Origin of the sequence: Glutamicibacter sp. NPDC087583, assembly GCF_044743685.1 — a bacterium.
Lineage (GTDB): Bacteria > Actinomycetota > Actinomycetes > Actinomycetales > Micrococcaceae > Glutamicibacter.
In genome coordinates this window covers 62896-81597 of record NZ_JBIUWY010000001.1, presented here as the reverse complement: position 1 = coordinate 81597, position 18702 = coordinate 62896, and the positions used below count along the sequence as shown (strand labels likewise).

The 18702-nt window shown below is 64.4% G+C and carries 16 protein-coding genes; 11 read left to right on the top strand and 5 right to left on the bottom strand.

The features are described 5' to 3' along the window. Positions 1-9: 9 nt before the first annotated feature. The gene (locus tag ACIOU9_RS00365; protein WP_105657043.1) at positions 10-1233 is read right to left on the bottom strand and encodes a PotD/PotF family extracellular solute-binding protein; all 1224 of its coding nucleotides are present in this window, start codon (positions 1231-1233) and stop codon (positions 10-12) included. Positions 1234-1443: 210 nt separating this feature from the next. Between ACIOU9_RS00365 and ACIOU9_RS00360 the strand changes: the two genes are divergently transcribed. The 4 genes from ACIOU9_RS00360 (at position 1444) to ACIOU9_RS00345 (ending at position 6504) form a co-directional block, all read left to right on the top strand. Further along, on the top strand, positions 1444-1911 hold the full coding sequence (locus ACIOU9_RS00360; protein WP_105657044.1) for an Lrp/AsnC family transcriptional regulator: 468 nt from the start codon (positions 1444-1446) through the stop codon (positions 1909-1911). Next, complete coding sequence (locus tag ACIOU9_RS00355; RefSeq protein ID WP_105657045.1) at positions 1908-3287, top strand: aspartate aminotransferase family protein; 1380 nt, start codon at positions 1908-1910, stop codon at positions 3285-3287. The genes ACIOU9_RS00360 and ACIOU9_RS00355 overlap by 4 nt, the downstream gene beginning before the upstream one ends. Before the next feature lie 156 nt (positions 3288-3443). Beyond that, positions 3444-4502, top strand: coding sequence for an ImmA/IrrE family metallo-endopeptidase (locus ACIOU9_RS00350; RefSeq protein ID WP_332485883.1), 1059 nt, complete (start codon positions 3444-3446; stop codon positions 4500-4502). Positions 4503-4581: 79 nt separating this feature from the next. Beyond that, positions 4582-6504, top strand: coding sequence for an acyl-CoA dehydrogenase family protein (locus ACIOU9_RS00345; protein ID WP_402695809.1), 1923 nt, complete (start codon positions 4582-4584; stop codon positions 6502-6504). Here the strand turns inward: ACIOU9_RS00345 and ACIOU9_RS00340 are convergent. Together ACIOU9_RS00340 and ACIOU9_RS00335 are read right to left on the bottom strand one after the other, a co-directional pair. After that, on the bottom strand, positions 6501-8234 hold the full coding sequence (locus ACIOU9_RS00340; protein ID WP_402695807.1) for an HNH endonuclease signature motif containing protein: 1734 nt from the start codon (positions 8232-8234) through the stop codon (positions 6501-6503). The two genes, ACIOU9_RS00345 and ACIOU9_RS00340, sit on opposite strands and share 4 nt — an antisense overlap. A 61-nt stretch (positions 8235-8295) precedes the next feature. Continuing rightward, a complete protein-coding gene (locus tag ACIOU9_RS00335) occupies positions 8296-9822 on the bottom strand; it encodes a PucR family transcriptional regulator (RefSeq protein ID WP_402695805.1) in 1527 nt (508 codons plus the stop codon). A 110-nt stretch (positions 9823-9932) separates the two neighbouring features. Here ACIOU9_RS00335 and ACIOU9_RS00330 point away from each other — a divergent pair, with 110 nt between their 5' ends. From ACIOU9_RS00330 to ACIOU9_RS00305, 6 genes are all read left to right on the top strand, one after another. Beyond that, a complete protein-coding gene (locus ACIOU9_RS00330) occupies positions 9933-11435 on the top strand; it encodes a CoA-acylating methylmalonate-semialdehyde dehydrogenase (protein ID WP_332485879.1) in 1503 nt (500 codons plus the stop codon). Between the two features lie 5 nt (positions 11436-11440). After that, the gene (locus ACIOU9_RS00325) at positions 11441-12820 is read left to right on the top strand and encodes an aspartate aminotransferase family protein (protein ID WP_402695803.1); all 1380 of its coding nucleotides are present in this window, start codon (positions 11441-11443) and stop codon (positions 12818-12820) included. A 59-nt stretch (positions 12821-12879) separates the two neighbouring features. After that, positions 12880-14238, top strand: coding sequence for an FAD-binding oxidoreductase (locus ACIOU9_RS00320; RefSeq protein WP_402695802.1), 1359 nt, complete (start codon positions 12880-12882; stop codon positions 14236-14238). Positions 14239-14276: 38 nt separating this feature from the next. Continuing rightward, complete coding sequence (locus ACIOU9_RS00315) at positions 14277-14714, top strand: hypothetical protein (RefSeq protein WP_402695801.1); 438 nt, start codon at positions 14277-14279, stop codon at positions 14712-14714. Positions 14715-14733: 19 nt separating this feature from the next. Continuing rightward, positions 14734-15282, top strand: a complete 549-nt coding sequence (locus ACIOU9_RS00310; RefSeq protein WP_105657053.1) for an HtaA domain-containing protein — start codon at positions 14734-14736, stop codon at positions 15280-15282. A gap of 112 nt (positions 15283-15394) precedes the next feature. Then, complete coding sequence (locus ACIOU9_RS00305) at positions 15395-15850, top strand: hypothetical protein (protein ID WP_402695800.1); 456 nt, start codon at positions 15395-15397, stop codon at positions 15848-15850. A 23-nt stretch (positions 15851-15873) separates the two neighbouring features. Here the strand turns inward: ACIOU9_RS00305 and ACIOU9_RS00300 are convergent, their stop codons facing one another. Then, positions 15874-16689 (bottom strand): shikimate 5-dehydrogenase, encoded by an 816-nt coding sequence (locus tag ACIOU9_RS00300; protein WP_105662520.1) that lies wholly within the window; start codon positions 16687-16689, stop codon positions 15874-15876. A gap of 102 nt (positions 16690-16791) precedes the next feature. On the opposite strand from ACIOU9_RS00300, the gene arr reads away from it, so the two are divergent. Beyond that, positions 16792-17202: an NAD(+)--rifampin ADP-ribosyltransferase gene (arr, locus tag ACIOU9_RS00295; RefSeq protein WP_402695797.1), complete on the top strand. Its 411-nt coding sequence runs from the start codon at positions 16792-16794 to the stop codon at positions 17200-17202. A gap of 81 nt (positions 17203-17283) precedes the next feature. Here arr and ACIOU9_RS00290 read toward each other — a convergent pair whose 3' ends face one another. Further along, the gene (locus ACIOU9_RS00290; protein WP_402695796.1) at positions 17284-18696 is read right to left on the bottom strand and encodes an aldehyde dehydrogenase family protein; all 1413 of its coding nucleotides are present in this window, start codon (positions 18694-18696) and stop codon (positions 17284-17286) included. Between the last annotated feature and the right edge of the window lie 6 nt (positions 18697-18702).

Here is an 18702-nt window from a genome sequence, read left to right as displayed (position 1 = left end):
CCCCGCTTTCTAGGCGCCGATTGCACTCTGGAATTCAGAGTTCAAAGCGGTCTCTTCATCCGCTTCCAGCGAGCGGAAGACATGTGCCTTGGCCAGATCCTCATCGGTCGGGAAGATCAGCGGGTTGCCGACCAGGTCCGGGTCGATCTTTTCCATTTCTTCCTGGGCGCCGACCACCGGGCAGATGAAGTTCACGTAGGCTGCGACCTGCGCGGCCACGGCCGGGTCGTAGTAGAAGTCCATGAGCTTCTCGGAGTTGGCCTTGCGTGGCGAGGCCACCGGGACCATCAGGTTGTCGCTCCACAGGGTGCCGCCGGCCTCGGGGATCACGAACTCCCACTGGTCATCGTTCTCGAAGTTCATCTGGACGATATCGCCGGACCAGACGATGCCGGCGATCGCATCGCCCGAGACGAAGTCCTCCTTGTAGGAGTTGCCCTTGACCTGGCGGATCTGGCCATTGCCGATGTTCTCGCGCAGCACGTCGGCAGCGGCGCCGAATTCGCTTTCGCCCCATTGGCCGGCGATGTCCACGCCGTTGTGCAGCATCAGCAGGCCGATGGTGTCGCGCATTTCATCGAGCACGGTGATACGGCCCTTGAGCTTTGGATCCCAGAGGTCCTCGACGGATTTCAGGCCCTTGGGGAATGCCTTCTTATTCCAGGCGATGCCGGCGTAGCCGGACTGCCAGGTCAGAGAGTGCTTGCGTCCCGGGTCGAAGTCCACGTCCTTGAGGTTGGGCAGCAGGTTGGCCGAGTTGGGGATGTTCGCCAGGTCCAGCTCCTGGGCGTAGCCCTGGCGGATCATGCGGCCGGCCATCCAGTCGGTCATCGTGATGATGTCCTGGCCGATGTCCTGGCCTGCCTTGAGCTGGCCCTGCACCTTGCCGTAGTAGGTGTCGTTGCCGTCGATATCCTCGCGGTAGTTCACCTTGATGCCGGTCTGCTTGGTGAACGCATCCAGTGTCGGGTAGGTCTTCTTCTCGTCGTCGTAATCCAGGTACAGGGTCCAGTTGGCCCAGTTCACGGTGGGGTCGTTTGCGGAAATGTCCTCGATCGACGGTGCGGCTTTGGTGCTGCTTCCTCCGGTGCCGCAGGCTGCGAGCAGCCCGGTCAGGCCCAATGCGCCGGCCGCGGAAAGCACGCTGCGGCGGGAGTAGCTGCGCTGGCTCATGGCCTGGACCAGTGCGCGGACTTGGGGGTCTTGCGGAAGTCGGCGTTGCGAGTGCGACATGGCTGGAATCCTAACGACAAATGTGATCGGCCACACATGAAAGTGTTGTCGTTCATCCTGCCAGCAATGCACAGGTCCAACAAGACCCGAACGCAAGTTTCCTTGTAAAAATTACGTTACGAAAACGGAAAACTTTCAAAAATACCCCTTTCGCAACTGAATCAGTGACGGTAGGGTCTGTGGAAAGTCCCTTAGACCTAGGAGGTCGATATGACGCTGCCCTCGCATACGGCACAGGCCATTGATGAAATTTCCAAGGAGATCATCGAGCAGCTGCAGGAAGATGGCCGGCGTTCCTATGCCGCCATCGGCAAGGCAGTGGGCCTGAGCGAAGCGGCTGTGCGCCAGCGCGTGCAGAAGCTGGTCGAGAGCCGCGTCGTGCAAATCGTCGCAGTCACCAACCCGCTGGAATTGGGCTTCACCCGCCAGGCCATGATCGGCGTCGTCGCCGCCAGCGACATCAGCGGCACCGCCGACCGGATCGCCGAACTTCCGGAAGTCGACTACTGCGTGGTCACTGCCGGCAGCTCGGACATCCTCGCCGAGGTCATCTGCTCGAACGATGAGGACCTGCTGCGCGTGATCGGAACGATCCGCGGGCTCGAAGGCGTGGTCAGCACCAATACGTACACCTACCTTTCACTCAAAAAACAGGAATACAACTGGGGAACACGATGAACACACCACGCGGTACCGATCGCCAGCAAGCCGCTCGCGATCACCTTTGGATGCACATGGCCCGGCACTCCGGAATTTCCAACGGCGCGCACGTTCCGATCATCTCGCGCGGCGAGGGGCACAAGATCTACGACGATGCCGGGCGCGAATACATCGACGGCCTGGCCGGGCTGTTCGTGGTCAACGCGGGGCACGGGCGCGCCGAACTGGCCGAAGCCATGGCCAAGCAGGCCGAGAAGCTGGCCTTCATGCCGCTGTGGTCCTACGCCCACGAACCGGCGATCGACCTGGCTGAGCGCCTGGCCAGCTATGCACCGGGCGACTTGAACCGCGTCTTCTTCACCACCGGCGGCGGCGAGGCGGTCGAATCCGCCTTCAAGCTGGCCAAGCAGCATTTCAAGATGAAGGGCAAGCCGGGCAAAACCAAGGTCATTTCACGCGCCCTGGCCTACCACGGCACCCCTCAGGGAGCCCTGGCCATCACCTCGCTGCCGGATATGAAGACCCCGTTCGAGCCCTTGGTGCCCGGCACCTTCCGCGTGCCGAACACCAACTTCTACCGCGCACCGCAGATGTTCGCGGACAACGAGAAGGACTTCGGGCTGTGGGCCGCGGAGCGCATCCGCGAAGCCATCGAATTCGAAGGCGCCGACACCGTGGCGGCGGTCTTCCTGGAACCGGTGCAGAACTCCGGCGGCTGCTTCCCGCCACCACCGGGGTACTTCGACCGGGTCCGCGAGATCTGCGACGAATACGATGTGCTGCTGGTTTCCGACGAAACCATCTGCGCGTTCGGCCGCATCGGCTCGATGTTCGCCTGCAACGACTTCGGCTACGTCCCGGACATCATCACCTCGGCAAAGGCGCTGACCAGTGGCTATGTCCCGCTGGGCGTGATGGTCGTTTCCGACAAGCTGTTCGAGCCTTTCACCAAGGGCGATACCACCTTCTACCACGGCTACACCTTTGGCGGGCATCCGGTGGCAGCCGCGGTGGCGATGGCGAACCTGGACATCTTCGAGCGGGAAGGATTGAACGAGAACGTCAAGAACAATGCCGACGCGTTCAAATCCACGCTGTCCAAGCTCACCGATCTGGACATCGTTGGCGATGTGCGCGGCGCCGGCTACTTCTACGGGATCGAGCTGGTCAAGGACAAGGCGACCAAGGAGACCTTCAGCGACGCGGAGTCCGAACGCCTGCTGCGCGGGTACCTCTCCCCGGCCCTGTGGGAAGCGGGACTGTATTGCCGCGCCGACGATCGCGGCGACCCGGTCATCCAGCTGGCTCCGCCCATCACGATCGGGCAGCCGGAGTTCGACCAGATCGAATCCATCCTGCGCACCGTGCTGAAGGAAGCGGCCAGCAAGATCTAGCGCCACGAAGGCTCGCAGGCACCGCCTGCGAGCCTTTTCGCAAGTCAGAGCGTGTTACTTCACGAAGCTGCACGCAATTGGTGCTTTGTGGCATAGGCCACTAGTCTGAGGTCATTAGACGATCAAGATCGCCTTTTGGAAGATTGCAGGAACCTCATGACTTTGGAACCGACCAGAATCAGGTTGGCACGCGAACGTGCAGCGCTGAGCCGGTCCGCCTTGGCCGCCTCGCTGGGTATTTGCGAGCGCGAACTCGCCCATGCTCCCGAGGATCTTTCCCTTGCGCTGGCCGATGCGCTGGGCTGCGCGCCGCAGTTCTTCCGGCTTCCCGCGGCCCAGGGCATCGACACCGAGCGGATCTTCTTCCGCTCCCCGCGCCGCACCAGCACCGCGCAAAAAGTCGCCGCAGCCGCGCTGGGCCGCAACGGCGTAGAACTCTACAACCTGATCACGCGGAACTTCCGGCTCCCGCACACCGGGATCCCCGAGCTGTGCGGCTTCACCCCGGAAGATGCCGCCGCGCATCTGCGCACCGAATGGGATCTGGGATGCGGCGCGCTGCCCGATCTGCTGCATCTGCTCGAAGCCCGCGGGGTGCGGGTGCTGAGCCTGCCGGCCTCGCTCGAAGCGGTCAAGACCTTCAGCTTCTGGGAAGACGAGCAGGCCTTCATCTTCCTGGCCGCCGGCAGTCGCAATGCACAGCGCCTGGCGATGGCCCACGAGCTGGGGCATCTGCTGATGCACTCCTCGCTGGGCGAGAACCGCGAGCAGGTGGCCGCCGCGGAACGCGAGGCCGACGAATTCGCGGCACGCTTGCTCCTGCCCTCCCTGTCCCTGCAGGTGCGGGTCTCCGATTCCCTGCAGATCCCGCAGCTGCTGGCACTCGAAGAGCAGTTCGGTGCACCGGCCCAGGTGATCCTCGCGCATTCGCGTGCCCGCGGCTTGCTGGGCGAGGGCGCCTACCAGTGGTTGTCCCAGGAGCTGGCGCTGGAACCGGCCCAGGAGCACCAGCAGCTGGTCTCCCGGGTCTTCTCCCTGGTCTTCCCCTCCCTGCAGCGCGACCATCGGGCCAGCACCGCACGGATCGCCCGCGAATTAGGGCAAACCGCATCGCAGATCCATGAGCTGACCTTCGGGCAGGCGTTCGTGCTGCTCGAAGGAGAGAACCTGCACGACGCCGGCCAGGCGATCCGCGGCCACTTGCACGCGCTCTAGCAACCCCGGGGTTTGGCAGCTACGCTGGTGCCACCAGGCGATGGCGCCGCGGCCGATCGCCGAGCCAAAGGGGATCGCCATGCAAATCAACGCCGACAAATCCAGGCAAGTCGCCGAGGAGTCCCGCGAGCAGTTCGACCGGCCCAGCTTCGCCAAGGGCCTGTACATGGGGGCCGTGGACTTCTCCCTGATCGAACCATTGCCCAGCGCCCTGCATCCAGAACGCGGACAGGAATTCCTGCCGCAGCTCGAAGCGGTCCTCGATGGCATCGACCCGGAGCGCATCGAAGCCCAGGCGCGCATCCCCGGCGAATATATTGCCCAGCTTCGCCGCATCGGCGCCTTCGGCATGAAGATCCCGGTCGAATACGGCGGACTGGGGCTGAGCCTGCTGGACTACGGCCGGGCGCTGATGCGCGTCGGCGTGGTTTCCCCGGCCATCGGCGCGCTGCTCTCGGCCCACCAGTCCATCGGCGTCCCCGAACCGGTGAAGTCCTTCGGCACCGAGGAGCAAAAACGCGAGTACCTGCCGCGCTGCGCGGCAGGAGCCATCAGCGCCTTCCTGCTCACCGAGAACGATGTCGGTTCCGACCCTGCACGGTTGGGCACCGAAGCCCGGCTCAGTCACGACGGCAGCCACTACATCCTGGATGGCGCGAAGCTGTGGACCACCAACGGGGTGGTCGCCGAGCTGCTCGTGGTGATGGCCGCGGTGCAGCCGCATGAGGCCCTCGGCCAAGAGCCTGCAGGTCGCGGCGGAATCACCGCCTTCATCGTCGAGGCCGATACCGCGGGCATCACCGTCGAGAACCGCAACCAGTTCATGGGCCTGCGCGGAATCGAGAACGGGGTGACCCGGTTCCGCTCGGTGCGCGTGCCGGCGGCCAACCGCCTGGGCAAGGAAGGCTCGGGGCTGAAGATCGCGCTGAGCACCCTGAACACCGGGCGCTTGTCCATCCCGGCCATGTGCGCCGGGGCCGGCAAATGGTCCACGAAGATCGCCCGCGAATGGTCCGCGGCCCGCGTGCAGTGGGGCCACCCGGTCGGCAAGCACCAAGCCGTCGCCGGCAAGCTCGCCTGCATCGCGGCCAGCAGCTATGCGCTGGAAGCGGTGTTCGAGGTGTCCGCCCGGCTGGCCGATGCCGGCATGAAGGATATTCGCATCGAGGCGGCACTGGCCAAGCTCTGGGCTTCGGAGACCGCCTGCACGATCGCCGATGAGCTGCTGCAGATCCGCGGCGGGCGCGGATTCGAGACCGCGCAGTCGCAGGCAGCGCGCGGCGAGCGGGCGGTGCCGGTCGAACAGATGCTGCGCGACCTGCGGATCAACCGCATCTTCGAAGGCTCCACCGAAATCATGCACCTGCTGATTGCCCGCGAGGCCGTGGATGCGCACCTGCAGGCGGCCGGGGACCTGGCGCGCGCCGGGTCGAGCATCCAGGACAAGGCCCGAGCGGCGGTGGATGCCTCGGGGTTCTATGCCCGGTGGCTGCCCAAACTTGCGATGGGCGCAGGCTCGCTTCCGAACTCCTATGCCGAGCACGGCCCATTGGCCAAGCACCTGCGCTATGTGGAGCGGACCTCGCGGCGGCTGGCACGCCAGACGTTCGCCGGGATGGCGCGCTGGCAGGCCGGCCTGGAAAAGCAGCAGGTCTTCCTGGGCCATATCGTGGATATCGGCGCGGAGCTGTTCGCCATGTCCGCGGTGATCGCCAAGACCACTGCGCTGCCGCAGTCCCCGGCCGGCCAGCGCGACTCTGCGCAGGATCTTGCCCTGGCCTTCTGCGAACAGGCCGCGCAACGCTGCGAGGAGCATTTCGACAGGCTCTGGAAAAACACCACCCGTACCGATGGACGGATCGCCGCGGACCTGCTGGACGGGAAGTTCCAGTGGCTGGAGGCAGGGGTCCGCGATGTCTCCGAAGGCACCGGAGAGTGGATCGCCCAGTGGTCCGATGGAGTTAGCAAAGACGTGCGGTGGCCCTACCCGGAGGATGACTAGGGCTCCACGATCTCGATGTCCAGTTCCCCGGCACGCCACTTCGCGGTCATGCGCTCGGCGAGGGCATCGGCCGCCAGGGCTTCCTGCGGGGTCATCCAGTAGGTGTTCACCCGGAGTTTCTGCTGCGGGTCGAGTTCCTTGGACAGCAGGGCCATCGGCCGGCATCCAGGGATCTTCACCGCGTGGAACAACCCGCAATGCCTGCCGATATGGTGGATCGTGCATCCCAAGGCCGCGGACTCGATGTCCGTGTTGCCGCCCTTTTCCCACGCGTCGAGATGATCCAGTTCGCATCGTTCGGCGGGCATGCTGCATCCCGGATACAGGCACCCTCGATAGGCCGCCCGGATGGCGCGGCCCTGCGCCTTGCTATACAGCCGCTGGGTGCGGCCCAGATCCAGGGGAAGGCTCTGGCCGTTCAGCACCAGCGGATAGATTCCGGCCGTGCACAATGCCGCTCTGGTTTCGCCCGGGGATAGCTGGATCCCGGTGGAAGTGACCGCGAATTCCTTGCCGTCGCGTCTCATCTTCTCGTAATCCAGGATGATGCTCACCTGCGGTACCGCCAACCCGGGTTGTTTCCCTGGCGAACCGCTCTGGTTGCGGTCGGTCATCAGCAAGGCCAGGAATCCTACGAGCCGGCGTCGTTCTGGCTTGAGCTCCTCGAACTGGGTGGCGGCCGGGCCGGCAGGTTCCTCGGGCTCTTCAGGTTCTTCGGGTTCGTCAGGTTCCTCGGGTTCTCCAGGTTCGTCAGGTTTGTCAGGTTCTTCGGGTTCTTCAGGTTCGGCGGATCCCTCGGGTGCCGATCCGGCAGGTTCCCCGTCTTTGGCCCAGTCGGGCATCGATTCCTCGTCATCCCAGCCGCTGTCTTGGGCACCGGTGAACTGCGCCTCGGCGTGCGCCAGGGCGTCGCGGTTCCCGGCCACGGAGGCCGGGTTGTCCAGCGCGTTGAAATACGCTTCGATCATCGCCGCATGGGCGGGCAGGACGCGCAGGACGTATTCGACCAGGCCCTGGCGCATGCCCTTCTTGAAGATCCCGATCCCATCCAGCAGGGCCTGCAACGGGCGCTGGCCGGACTTCACCTGCGCCACCAGTGCGTTGATGTGCCTGCGGGCGGCCTTGGGTTCGCTGCGGATGAAGGCGGCCGATTCGGCTTGCAGCTGGTCCTTCTTGGCCTGCCCGGCCTGGCCTTCGCCGAAGTCCTTGCGGGCCGAATGCAGTTTCAGCGCGGCCGAGGACACCAGCCGGGGATCCACGTCGGGGTCGGCGAATTGCCCGGCCAGTTCCGGCAACCAGGCGGGCAGCGGTTGCCCTGCCTCGTCGACACCGCCCAGCAAGCAATCCACCAGGGCCAGCCGGTCGCGGACCGTGCTGCGCGGGATGTCCAGCCAGCCGTGCAGCAGCCCGGCCGTGTTCTTGAAATGCGTGCGGGCAGTGGTGGTGCGCCCGGCGGCCACCTGGAATGCGGCGAGGCTCGGGTGCTCGCCTGCCTCGGTGACGGCCTGGAAGGATTCCTGGTCGAGCTTGTGGGCACCGGTGCGGCGCAGCGCATGGGCGGCGTGCAGCTGGGTGCGGCTCTGGCGGCGGGCGAGCTTGTCAGCAAGCTGCGCAAAGCAGGCCGCGTGGCCGGGGCTCAATGGCCCGCCGGCAAGGACCGCGGTGGCCGATGCGATGAGTTCTTCCGCGTCGGCCAGGTCCTTCAGCGCCTGTGCCTGTTCTGTGCTCATGCCCCCATGATGCCTGCGGCGTCCTGCGGGGTTTTCGGACCGGGAGCCAAGTGTGGATAGCTCAGCCGTGCATGCGGTACCAGAGCAGCGCCACCTGCAGCGAGGCGCGGGACTCGGCGGAGTCCAGCTGCACCCCGAGCTTGGCTTCGAGCTTGGCCAGCCGGGAGTAGAGGGTGGGCCGCGAGAGGTAGCCGGCCTTGGCCAGCGCGGTTTTGTTCCCGCCGTGGGCCAGGTAGAGATCGAGCAGGTCAAGGGCGGGAAGGTCGAGCGGGTTGAGCAGGCCGGAGAGCTCGGCCAGCGCGAAGGTGCGCAGCTTCGGGTCGCTGCCCATGGCCGAGAGCACCCCGCGCAGGCGCAGGTCGGCGAAGCGGTAGTAGGGCTGGGCGCGGGTGGGCAGGTGCGGGACGATCTGCGCGACCTGCGCGGCTTCCTCCAGCCCGGCGATGCTGGTGGCCAGGGTGCCTTCGGGCCCCACGCCGATGGCCACCGGCGCGGTGAGCTGCTCGGCCAGCCGGCGGGTGAAGCCCTGCAGGGTGGAGTCCAGCAGTTCGCGGGCGCGCAGCGGCAGGATCAGCCCCAGGTACCCGGGCTTGAGCGAGCCGGCCAGGATGCCCAGGTGCAGGGTGTCGGCCAGCTGGTCGAGCACTTCGAGCAGGGCGCGGTCGGCCAGCTGGGTTTCGGTCGGCGTTCCGGAACCGGCCAGGGAGATGACCACCGGGACATAGTAGGGGGCGGCGGCCAGGCCCAGGGCCTGGGTGCGGATGGCGATGTCCTTGTCGCTGTAGCTGTGCCCGGCCTGCAGTTCGTGCAGCGTGGAGGTGCGCGCCTGGTAGAGCAGCTCGCGCTGGTCGCGCCCGGACAGGCGGGCGATGGTCAGCGCCTGGCCGGCCCGTTCCAGCACCAGGGCCGCGCGGTCGTCGTCCTCCAGGATGGCCGGGACGATCAGCCGCCCCCAGCGGCTGCGGACCGCGCCGACCGGGGTCTGCAGCCAGTTCTCGGTGCCGGTGGCGCGTCCAGTGTGCTCCAGGAACCCGACGAAGCGCGAACGGGTGATCCAGTGTTCCAGTTGCGCGCCGGACTGGGCGAGCACGTGGTGGCGGACATCTTCCAGGACCACGGGGGCCGAGAGCAGCTGCGCGGTGCGGTCCACGATCTGCGCTTCGTCGGCCTCGGTCAGCGAGAGCCCGGTGTAGATTTCGTGCACCGTGCGGGAGAACTGGACGGCCTCGAGCTGCTCGGCAACGAGTTTCTGGTGGATGACCTCGGTGATGGACACGAAGCGGGTGGTGGTGCGCAGGGCGATGACCGGCAGGCCCAGGTCGGCGACGTCCAGCGGTGCGCCGGAAAGGTCCTCGATGATGACCCCGACGGCCCCGGCCTCGCGCAGCGCGGTGATGAAGGCGCGCACGTCGCTCACGTTGCGCAGGGTCGTGAGGATCAGCTCGCGGCCCAGCAGCAGGTCGATGTTCTCGGTGGATTCGGTCACGTGCACCCAGCGAAGCGGCGCGTCCATCCCTGTTCCGCAGAGCACCTGGGGGTCAGCGGCCTGGACCACTGGCAGGTGCAGTACCTCGTCTACCGTCAGCATTTTTACACTCCGTCAGCACTAGTGCTTAAATCATGACACAGTGATGGTGTTGTCCCTCACATCCATGACCCATGATGAAGGCAGGCACCCAACTTCGAAAGGCCGATACGATGACCGCAACGCTGACCGGCACCCTGCAGCACTGGATCAACAACGCCAATTACTCCGCCGATGACCGCACCGGCAAGATCTACAACCCCGCCACCGGCGAGGTCACCCGCCAGGTTGCGCTGGCCTCCAAGGCCACCACCGAGCATGCGATCGCCGCAGCCGCTGAGGCCTTCCCGAAGTGGCGCGACACCTCGCTGGCCCGCCGCACCGCGATCATGTTCAACTTCCGCCAGCTGCTGGCCGAGCGCAAGGGCGAGCTGGCCGCGATCATCACCGCCGAGCACGGCAAGGTGCTGGACGACGCGCTGGGCGAAGTGGCCCGCGGCCTGGAAGTCGTCGAGCTGTGCTGCAACGCGCCCTACCTGCTCAAGGGCGAGTTCTCGCAGAACGCCTCCACCGGCATCGACGTGCAGTCCATGCGCCAGCCGGTCGGCATCTCGGCCATCATCTCCCCCTTCAACTTCCCGGCCATGGTGCCGCTGTGGTTCTTCCCGGTAGCGATCGCCGCCGGCAACGCGGTGGTGCTCAAGCCATCGGAGAAGGACCCGTCGGCCGCCAACTGGCTGGCCGAGCTGTTCACCGAGGCCGGCCTGCCCGAGGGCGTGCTGAACGTGGTGCACGGCGACAAGGAGGCGGTGGACACCCTGCTGACCGATCCGCGCGTGAACTCCGTGTCCTTCGTGGGTTCCACCCCGATCGCGCAGTACGTCTACTCCACCGGCACCGCGCACAACAAGCGGGTGCAGGCCTTTGGCGGCGCGAAGAACCACATGCTGGTGCTTCCGGATGCCGACCTGGACCTGGCCGCCGACATGGCGGTCAACGCAGGCTTCGGCGCGGCCGGCGAGCGCTGCATGGCGATCTCCGTAGTCGTCGCGATCGACACCATCGCCGATGAGCTGGTGGCCAAGATCGCCGAACGCGCCAAGACGCTGCGCGTGGGCGATGGCACCCGCGGCTGCGACATGGGTCCGCTGATCACCGGCGAGCACAAGGCGAAGGTGGCCGGGTACATCGAGGCCGGCATCTCCGCCGGCGCGGACCTGGTGCTCGATGGCCGCACCGGCACCGTGGATGCTGATGGCGAGGGCTTCTTCCTGCACCCGACGATGTTCGACCACGTCGGCACGGACATGTCCATCTACACCGAGGAGATCTTCGGTCCGGTGCTCTCGGTGGTGCGCGTGGAGAGCTTCAACGAGGGCATCGAGCTGATCAACTCTTCGCCGTACGGCAATGGCACCGCGATCTTCACCAACGACGGCGGCGCGGCCCGCCGCTTCGAGGACGAGATCCAGGTGGGCATGGTCGGGGTCAACGTGCCGATCCCGGTACCGGTGGGCTACCACTCCTTCGGCGGCTGGAAGGCCTCGCTGTTCGGCGACCAGCACGCCTACGGCCCGGAGGGCTTCAAGTTCTTCACCCGCAACAAGGTGATCACCAAACGCTGGCTCGACCCGAGCCACGGCGGTATCAACCTCGGCTTCCCGCAGAATGACTGATACCCATGACTGAACCATTGGCACAGCCACTGACGCAGGGCGTTTCCGCAGCGGATATCGCCGCTGGCCAGCACGCCTACGAGCTGGACCGCAAGCACGTCTTCCACTCCTGGCAGGCCCAGGGGCCGTTCGCCCCGATGGCCATCCTGAAGGCCGAAGGCTCCTGGGTATGGGACGGCGAGGGCAACGCGCTGATCGACCTCTCCAGCCAGCTGGTGAACACGAACATCGGGCACCAGCACCCGAAGGTGATCGCCGCGATCCAGGAGCAGGCCGGCAAGCTGGCCACCATCGCCCCGCAGCATGTGAATGACGCGCGCTCTGAGGCGGCCCGGCTGATCGCCAAGCACACCCCCGGGCAGCTGGACAAGATCTTCTTCACCAATGGCGGTGCCGATGCAGTGGAGCATGCGGTGCGCATGGCCCGGCTGCATACCGGCAAGCACAAGGTGCTCTCCGCGTACCGTTCCTACCACGGCGGCACCCACCTGGCGGTGAACCTCACCGGGGATCCGCGGCGCTTCGCCTCGGACCACGGAACCGATGGGGTGGTGCGCTTCTTCCCGGCCTACCCGTACCGCTCCTACTTCAATTCGAGCACTCCCGAGGAGGAGACGGCCCGGGCGCTGAAGCACCTGGAGGACACGATCCTGCTCGAAGGCCCCGGCACCATTGCCGCGATCATCCTGGAGAGCATTCCGGGTACCGCCGGCATCTACCTGCCGCCTCCGGGGTACCTGCAGGGCGTGCGCGAGCTGACTAAGAAGCACGGCATCGTGTACATCGCCGATGAAGTGATGGCCGGATTCGGGCGCAGCGGGCAATGGTTCGCAGTGGACCATGCCGCGGTGGTGCCGGACCTGCTGACCTTCGCCAAGGGCGTGAATTCCGGCTACGTGCCGCTGGGCGGGGTGGCGATCAGCCCGGAAATCTTCGAGACCTTCCGCGAGCGGGTCTACCCGGGCGGGTTGACCTATTCGGGCCACCCGCTGGCCTGCGCGGCGGCGGTAGCCACCATCACCGCGATGGAGGACGAGGCCATGGTGGAGAACGCCCAGCGCTTGGGCGAGGAAATCATCGGGCCGCGCCTGGCGCAGTTCGCGGCCGAGCACCCGAGCGTGGGCGAGGTGCGCGGAACCGGCGTGTTCTGGGCGATCGAGCTGGTGAAGAACCGGGAAACCCGCGAGCCGCTGGCCGCCTATGGAGGCAGCAGCCCGGAGATGAACCAAGTGGTTGCCGCCGCGAAGGCCGCAGGGCTGCTGCCCTTCGCGAACTTCAACCGGCTGCATGTGGTGCCGGCGATGAACATCGAGGATGAGGTGCTCATTCAGGCGCTGGATCGCCTCGAGCAGGCCTTGGCCGTCGCCGACACGTTCGTTCAATAGCACCGATCTGGCAGGACAGCTCAGCTGTCCTGCCAGTTCTGCATTCAAAGGAGATCGAGATGACTACCGTGGCGACCAGTCCAGTGCTATGCGCCCATCCCCGGGCCTCGCTCGATGAGCAGGACCGCAAGCAGGCCAGCGTGGACCGCTCCGGCTATGTGCCCCCGACCTTTGCCGACGGGGTGATCTTCGCGCAGGACATCGATGATGTGGTGCTGGCGATGCAGTTGGCCCACAAGCATGGCGCCACGATCGTCCCGCGCGGGGCCGGCACCGGGCTGGCGGCAGGGGCCAGCGCCGAGGCCGGGCAGATCGTGCTCGACTTGTCCCGGATGGACAAGATCCTGGAAATCGATCCGGTGGAAGCCACCGCGGTGGTGCAGCCCGGCGTGCTCAATGCGGCGGTGAACCAGGCCGCCGGCGAGCACGGGCTGTTCTACGCCCCGGATCCTGCCAGTACCGCGATCTGCTCGATCGGCGGCAATATTGCGACGAATGCCGGCGGCATGTGGTGCGCCAAGTACGGGGTGACCCGCGAGTCGGTGCTCAGCTTGCTGGTGGTGCTGCCCGACGGGCAGCTGCTGCGTACCGGGCGGCGGACCATCAAGGGCGTGGCCGGCTATGACATGAATGCGCTGATGATCGGTTCGGAAGGCACCTTGGGCATTGTGGTTGAAGCACTGCTGCGCCTGCGCCCGAAGCCCAAGCACACCTCCACCTTGGTCGCCTACTTCCCCGATGAGGATACCGCGGCAAAGGCCGCCTCGGCGGTGATCGCCGAACGGCTGGCCCCCTCGGTGCTGGAGCTGATGTGCGGCAAGACCCTGAAGGCAGTGGATGCGGCGCTCGGAACGGATCACGAAGCGCGCGGCGGCGCGTTGCTGCTCGCGCAGACCGACGGCTACGGCGCGCAGCTGGAAATGCAGACCCTGCAGGATGCGATCGCCCCGCTGGCCGCGCACATCGAGATCGCCACGGACCAGGAGCAAGCACAGGCGCTGATCGAAGCCCGGCGCCAGGCGATCCCGAGCATGGAGCTGCTGGGCACGGCCTCGATCTGCGATATCGGCGTGCCGCGCAATCGCTTGGCCGAAGCCTTCGCCGGCCTGCAGCGCATCGAGGATGAACGCGGAGTATCGATCTTCACTATTGCCCATGCCGCCGATGGCAACCTGCATCCGATCATCGTGGTGCCTGAAGGCCAATCCATCACCAGCGGCGCACCGAAGGCCGCGCTGGGAGACATGTTCCACCTCGCCAAGTCCCTGGGCGGCACGCTCACCGGCGAGCACGGCATCGGTTTGCTCAAGCAGGATTGGCTGGCCCAAGAGCTGGGCGAAACCTCGCTTGCGCTGCAGCGACGGGTGCGCGCGGTGTTCGATCCACAGGGCATCTTGAACCCGGGCAAGGCGATTTAACCCTAGAAGTCATCCGCTGACATGGGTAGGGTAAATACATGGATGAGTATCTACCGGTGGACTTCAGCCTTCCTCTCGTGTCGCTGGCGGCTTCTGTGATCTTCTTGCTGATCGGGTTGCCCTTGATCATCCACGCCCTGATCCGACGCAAGGGCTTCACGCGCCTGCGTGACGGGGAGCAGACTTATGCGCGACGCGCATCCATCCGCACCGAGTTCATTTCTGCCGGAATTGCTGTGGTGGCAACGGCCATCTGCCTGGTCATGGGCATCACCGGCTACAACACCGCGATGAGCAACCTCGTGGCGAACGTCCAGAAGGAATATTCGCCGACCGAGTTGGAGATCAAGTACTGGAACGGGTCGTGGGCAACAGCAGATATCGCCTTTGCCGATGGCACCAGCTACGTGGATGCCCAGATCTCAATGCAGTCTGCCTACCGTCCACTAGTTGAACCGAAGATGACGCAGGATTAGCTGGCAGAGAACTGTCGCCATGATCCAACTCCAGTATGAAATACTGGCCACAGCATATTTTCACGCCGATATCCTGTGGAGGGAAAAGACAATGACCGGAAGTGGTGCGCCAGCAGGCGATCCGTTCCAGCCGCATCTTGAATGGGGTCTGAAAACCTCGTTCGTGAGCTATATTTCTTCCCTCGCCGACGGACGCATTGAAGCTGCCAACGGGGTATGGCAGGCAGGCAACGCGTTGGCGTTCCCCGTCTCCCCCGCTGCAGAGGTACCGGAAAACGAAATCTGGTTCAACGGGCGTGTGTCCTTCTCCGGGCACGGCGGCATGATGAAGCTGGATCTCTTTGAACCGCGCATCGTGAACCATGACGAGAACATCAGCCTCACGATCGACGAAGCCGGCGAACGCGTTGCCATTGCGGAGCTCACCGAAACCAGCGTTTCGAACGCTTTCGGCCTGGTCAAGACCCGCTTCTCGGCGGTGCTCACCGAGGCAGGTTCGAAGCTGTTCAACGGCCAGTACCCTGCCGGCCAGCAGATGGAAGAAGTCGAGGTCGTGCTGCGCGGTTAGCAGCTCACCAGCAAGAGGGCCCGGCACGAAAGTGCCGGGCCCTTGCTGTATCTATCATCCGTGTTCAGTTGCCGGGGCTGATTTTCTTCCTTTAGCAAGGTAGGTTCGGTTCATGTCTAGAACTTTCCTGTCGAAGATCAGAATCCTGACTGCGCTGAGTATTGCGATGATGGCTTTGTCTTTCGTCATGGCTCATTCGTGGTTATTGCAGATCCTCACGCTGGGTCTAGGCGCTTCGGCACTAATAGCGGTCTTCGCCCGTATATGCCAAATAAGGCGCACAAGTGCCGACAACCAGTCACTTCTGCTTCCCTCGCTCGCCATCACCGCGGCAGGTGCATTCATCTTCCGGTTCTTCATCTTGTGGGCGACATCCAGGCCTGCAAGGTACGCCGACTACATGCCCGAGAACGGTGTACCGATCACGAATGGAATTGCATTGAACACGCAATTCTTCCAGTTGCTATCCATGGGATTGATCGTGCTCTTGCCGATCTCGTTCTTCGTCCTGCTGATGGTATTTTTTCGTGGAAAGAACATCATAAGCCAAGTGAGTACCGCCAACTAGGGCGCGTACTGATATTCGGGGCTTCAGGATTCCCGGGAGAATTCTGAGGCACGCAATACCTGCTCTTCACTTAGTGCCTGGCCGGTGTACTTCTGAAACTGCGCCGCGGCCTGCAGGGCGATGACTTCTGCCCCGGTAATCACCTGCTTGCCAGCAGTTCGTGTTGCGCGGATCAATGGTGTTTCACTTGGGAAAGCCACCACGTCGAAGACGGTTCGTGCGGCTTCAATCTGCTGGGTGCTAAATGCGTGCTCCTCAGACTGGGCTCCGTCCATGCCCAGCGGCGTTACGTTCACAAGAATCTCGTGTCCTGGAGCCGGGTCAGCACTGGTAAATCGGTAACCGTATTTGTCAGCTAAGGCTTGGCCGGAAACTTCGTTACGTGCCAGCACCGTCAGGTCGTTGAATCCGGCTTCGCGGAAGGCGGCCACGACGGCCTTGGCCATTCCTCCGGAGCCTCGGACAAGCACGGAACTTTCAGGATCCAGCTGGTGGCGTTCGATGAGCGTCGCGATCGCCTCGAAGTCGGTATTTGAAGCAACCAGTCGCCCGTTGGTATTCACGATGGTGTTCACCGAGTCGATTGCCTTGGCCGAAGGCTCAATCTCATCGACCATGTTCATCACGTCTTCCTTGAACGGCATGGATACCGAACAGCCACGAATGCCCAAGGCCCGGACACCAGCGATGGCACCAGCGAGGTCTTCGGTCGAGAAGGCCTTGTAGATGAAGTTCAGCCCGAGTTCTTCATACAGGTAATTATGGAACCGGGTGCCGATATTAGATGGTCGACCAGATAACGAAATGCATAGGGTCATGTCCTTGTTCAAAATAGGCACGCGTTGCTCTCCAAATACTGTCGTCGGTTCACTTCCCAATATACGTGGCGATACGCGGCCGATCCTTTCATGAACCGGCAATGGCGACTATCGTCTTGGCCTATGAGCAACGAACTTGATGACGGCCCGTTCTTCCACGGCACGAAAGCCGAACTGCAGCCAGGAGAAGTCTTGACTGCCGGATTCCCGTCGAATTATCGTCCCGAAATCATCATGAACCACATCTACTTCACCGCACTTGCCGATGGCGCGGGGTTGGCCGCCGAAATTGCGGCCCTGGAGGGGACCGCCCATGTCTATGAAGTGGAACCGACCGGGGCGTATGAAGATGACCCGAATGTCACCGACAAGAAATTCCCGGGCAATCCCACGCGTTCCTACCGCAGTGCGCATCCTGTACGGGTGATCCGTGAAGTCCACGATTGGACCCGGCTGTCGCCCGAAGCCTTGCAGAGCTGGCGTGAACGCATCGCAAGGATCACCGATGACCCCACTGCCGAGATCATCAACTAGCCTTCGCACGCAAATGGGCGGTGCCCGATGCCTGGATAGGCACCGGGCACCGCCGGGGAATGCTGGCGAACGCAGTCTCCGTCAGCCCTTGATGATCTGCGGCTGAGCCAGGGACTTCAAGCCGTCAATACCGAATTCCAGGCCGTAGCCGGACTGCTTGGCGCCGCCAAATGGAATGCGCGGGTCGATGGTGCCGTGCGAGTTGATCCACACGGTGCCTGCCTGGATCTGCGCCGCGACTTCTAGTGCCTTCTCGCGGTTGCTGCTCCATACCGAGGCTCCGAGCCCGACTTCCAGGGCATTGGCGTGCTTGATCGCTTCGGCCGTGTCCTTGACCTTGATGATCGGCAGGGCCGGGCCGAACTGCTCCTCGACCACCAGCGGGTTGCCCGGGTCGATGTCGGCAATGAGCGTGGTCGGGTAGAAGTAGCCGGCCGCGTTTTCATCGGGGTTGGCACCGAGCAGCACCTTGGCGCCGGAATCCACGGCATCCTTGACCAGGGAAGCGACGATGTCGTACTGGGCCTTGTTCTGCAGCGGGCCCAGCACGTTGTTCTCGTCGAGGCCGATACCCATGGGCATCTGCGCGGCGACGCCGGCCAGTGCATCGCACACCGCGTCGTAGATCGATTCGGGCACGTACAGGCGCTTGAGCGCGGCACAGGTCTGGCCGGTGTTGATGAAGGCACCCCAGAACAGGTCTTCGGCGATGGCCTGCGGATCGGCGTCTTCGAGCACGATGCCGGCGTCGTTGCCGCCCAGTTCCATGGTCAGGCGCTTCACGGTATCGGCCGAGGAGCGGATGATGGCCTTGCCGGTGCGGGTGGAGCCGGTGAACATGATCTTGGCGATATCCGGATGGCCCGAGAGCCTCTCGCCGACCTCGCGTCCGCCAGCCACGATCTTCAGCACGTCTGCTGGCAGCACTTCGTTGAGCACGTGGACCAGGGCCAGGACCGAGAGCGGGGTGTATTCGCTGGGCTTCATCACCACGGTGTTGCCCATGCGCAAACTCGGGGCCAGCTGCCAGATGGAGATCATCATGGGCCAGTTCCACGGGCCGATGGCGCCCACTACGCCCAGTGCGCGGAAGTGCTTGGCTGCATAGGTTTCGCCGTCGTCCACGACCACTTCCGGCTCGATTTCGTAAGCGGTGGCGGCGCGCAGCCAGGCGGCTGCTCCCCCGACCTCGAAGCGCGCATTCGGCCCGTTCAGCGGCTTGCCCTGCTCACGGGAGAGCAGCTCGGCGAGCGCCTCCGCATTGGCTTCGATATTGTCCGCGGCTGCATTGAGCACGCGGTTGCGCTCGTCGTGGCCCAAGGCATCCCAGGCCGGCTGGGCGGACTTTGCGGCGGCAACGGCCGCGTCGAGATCGGCGGCACTCTGCTCGGCAACACGGCCAACCAGTTCACCGGTTGCCGGGTCCAGGATTTCGGTGCCACCGGTTGCTGGCTGGATCGCATCCAGCAGTTCTTGGGCGTTTGCGTAAGCCATCTTTGA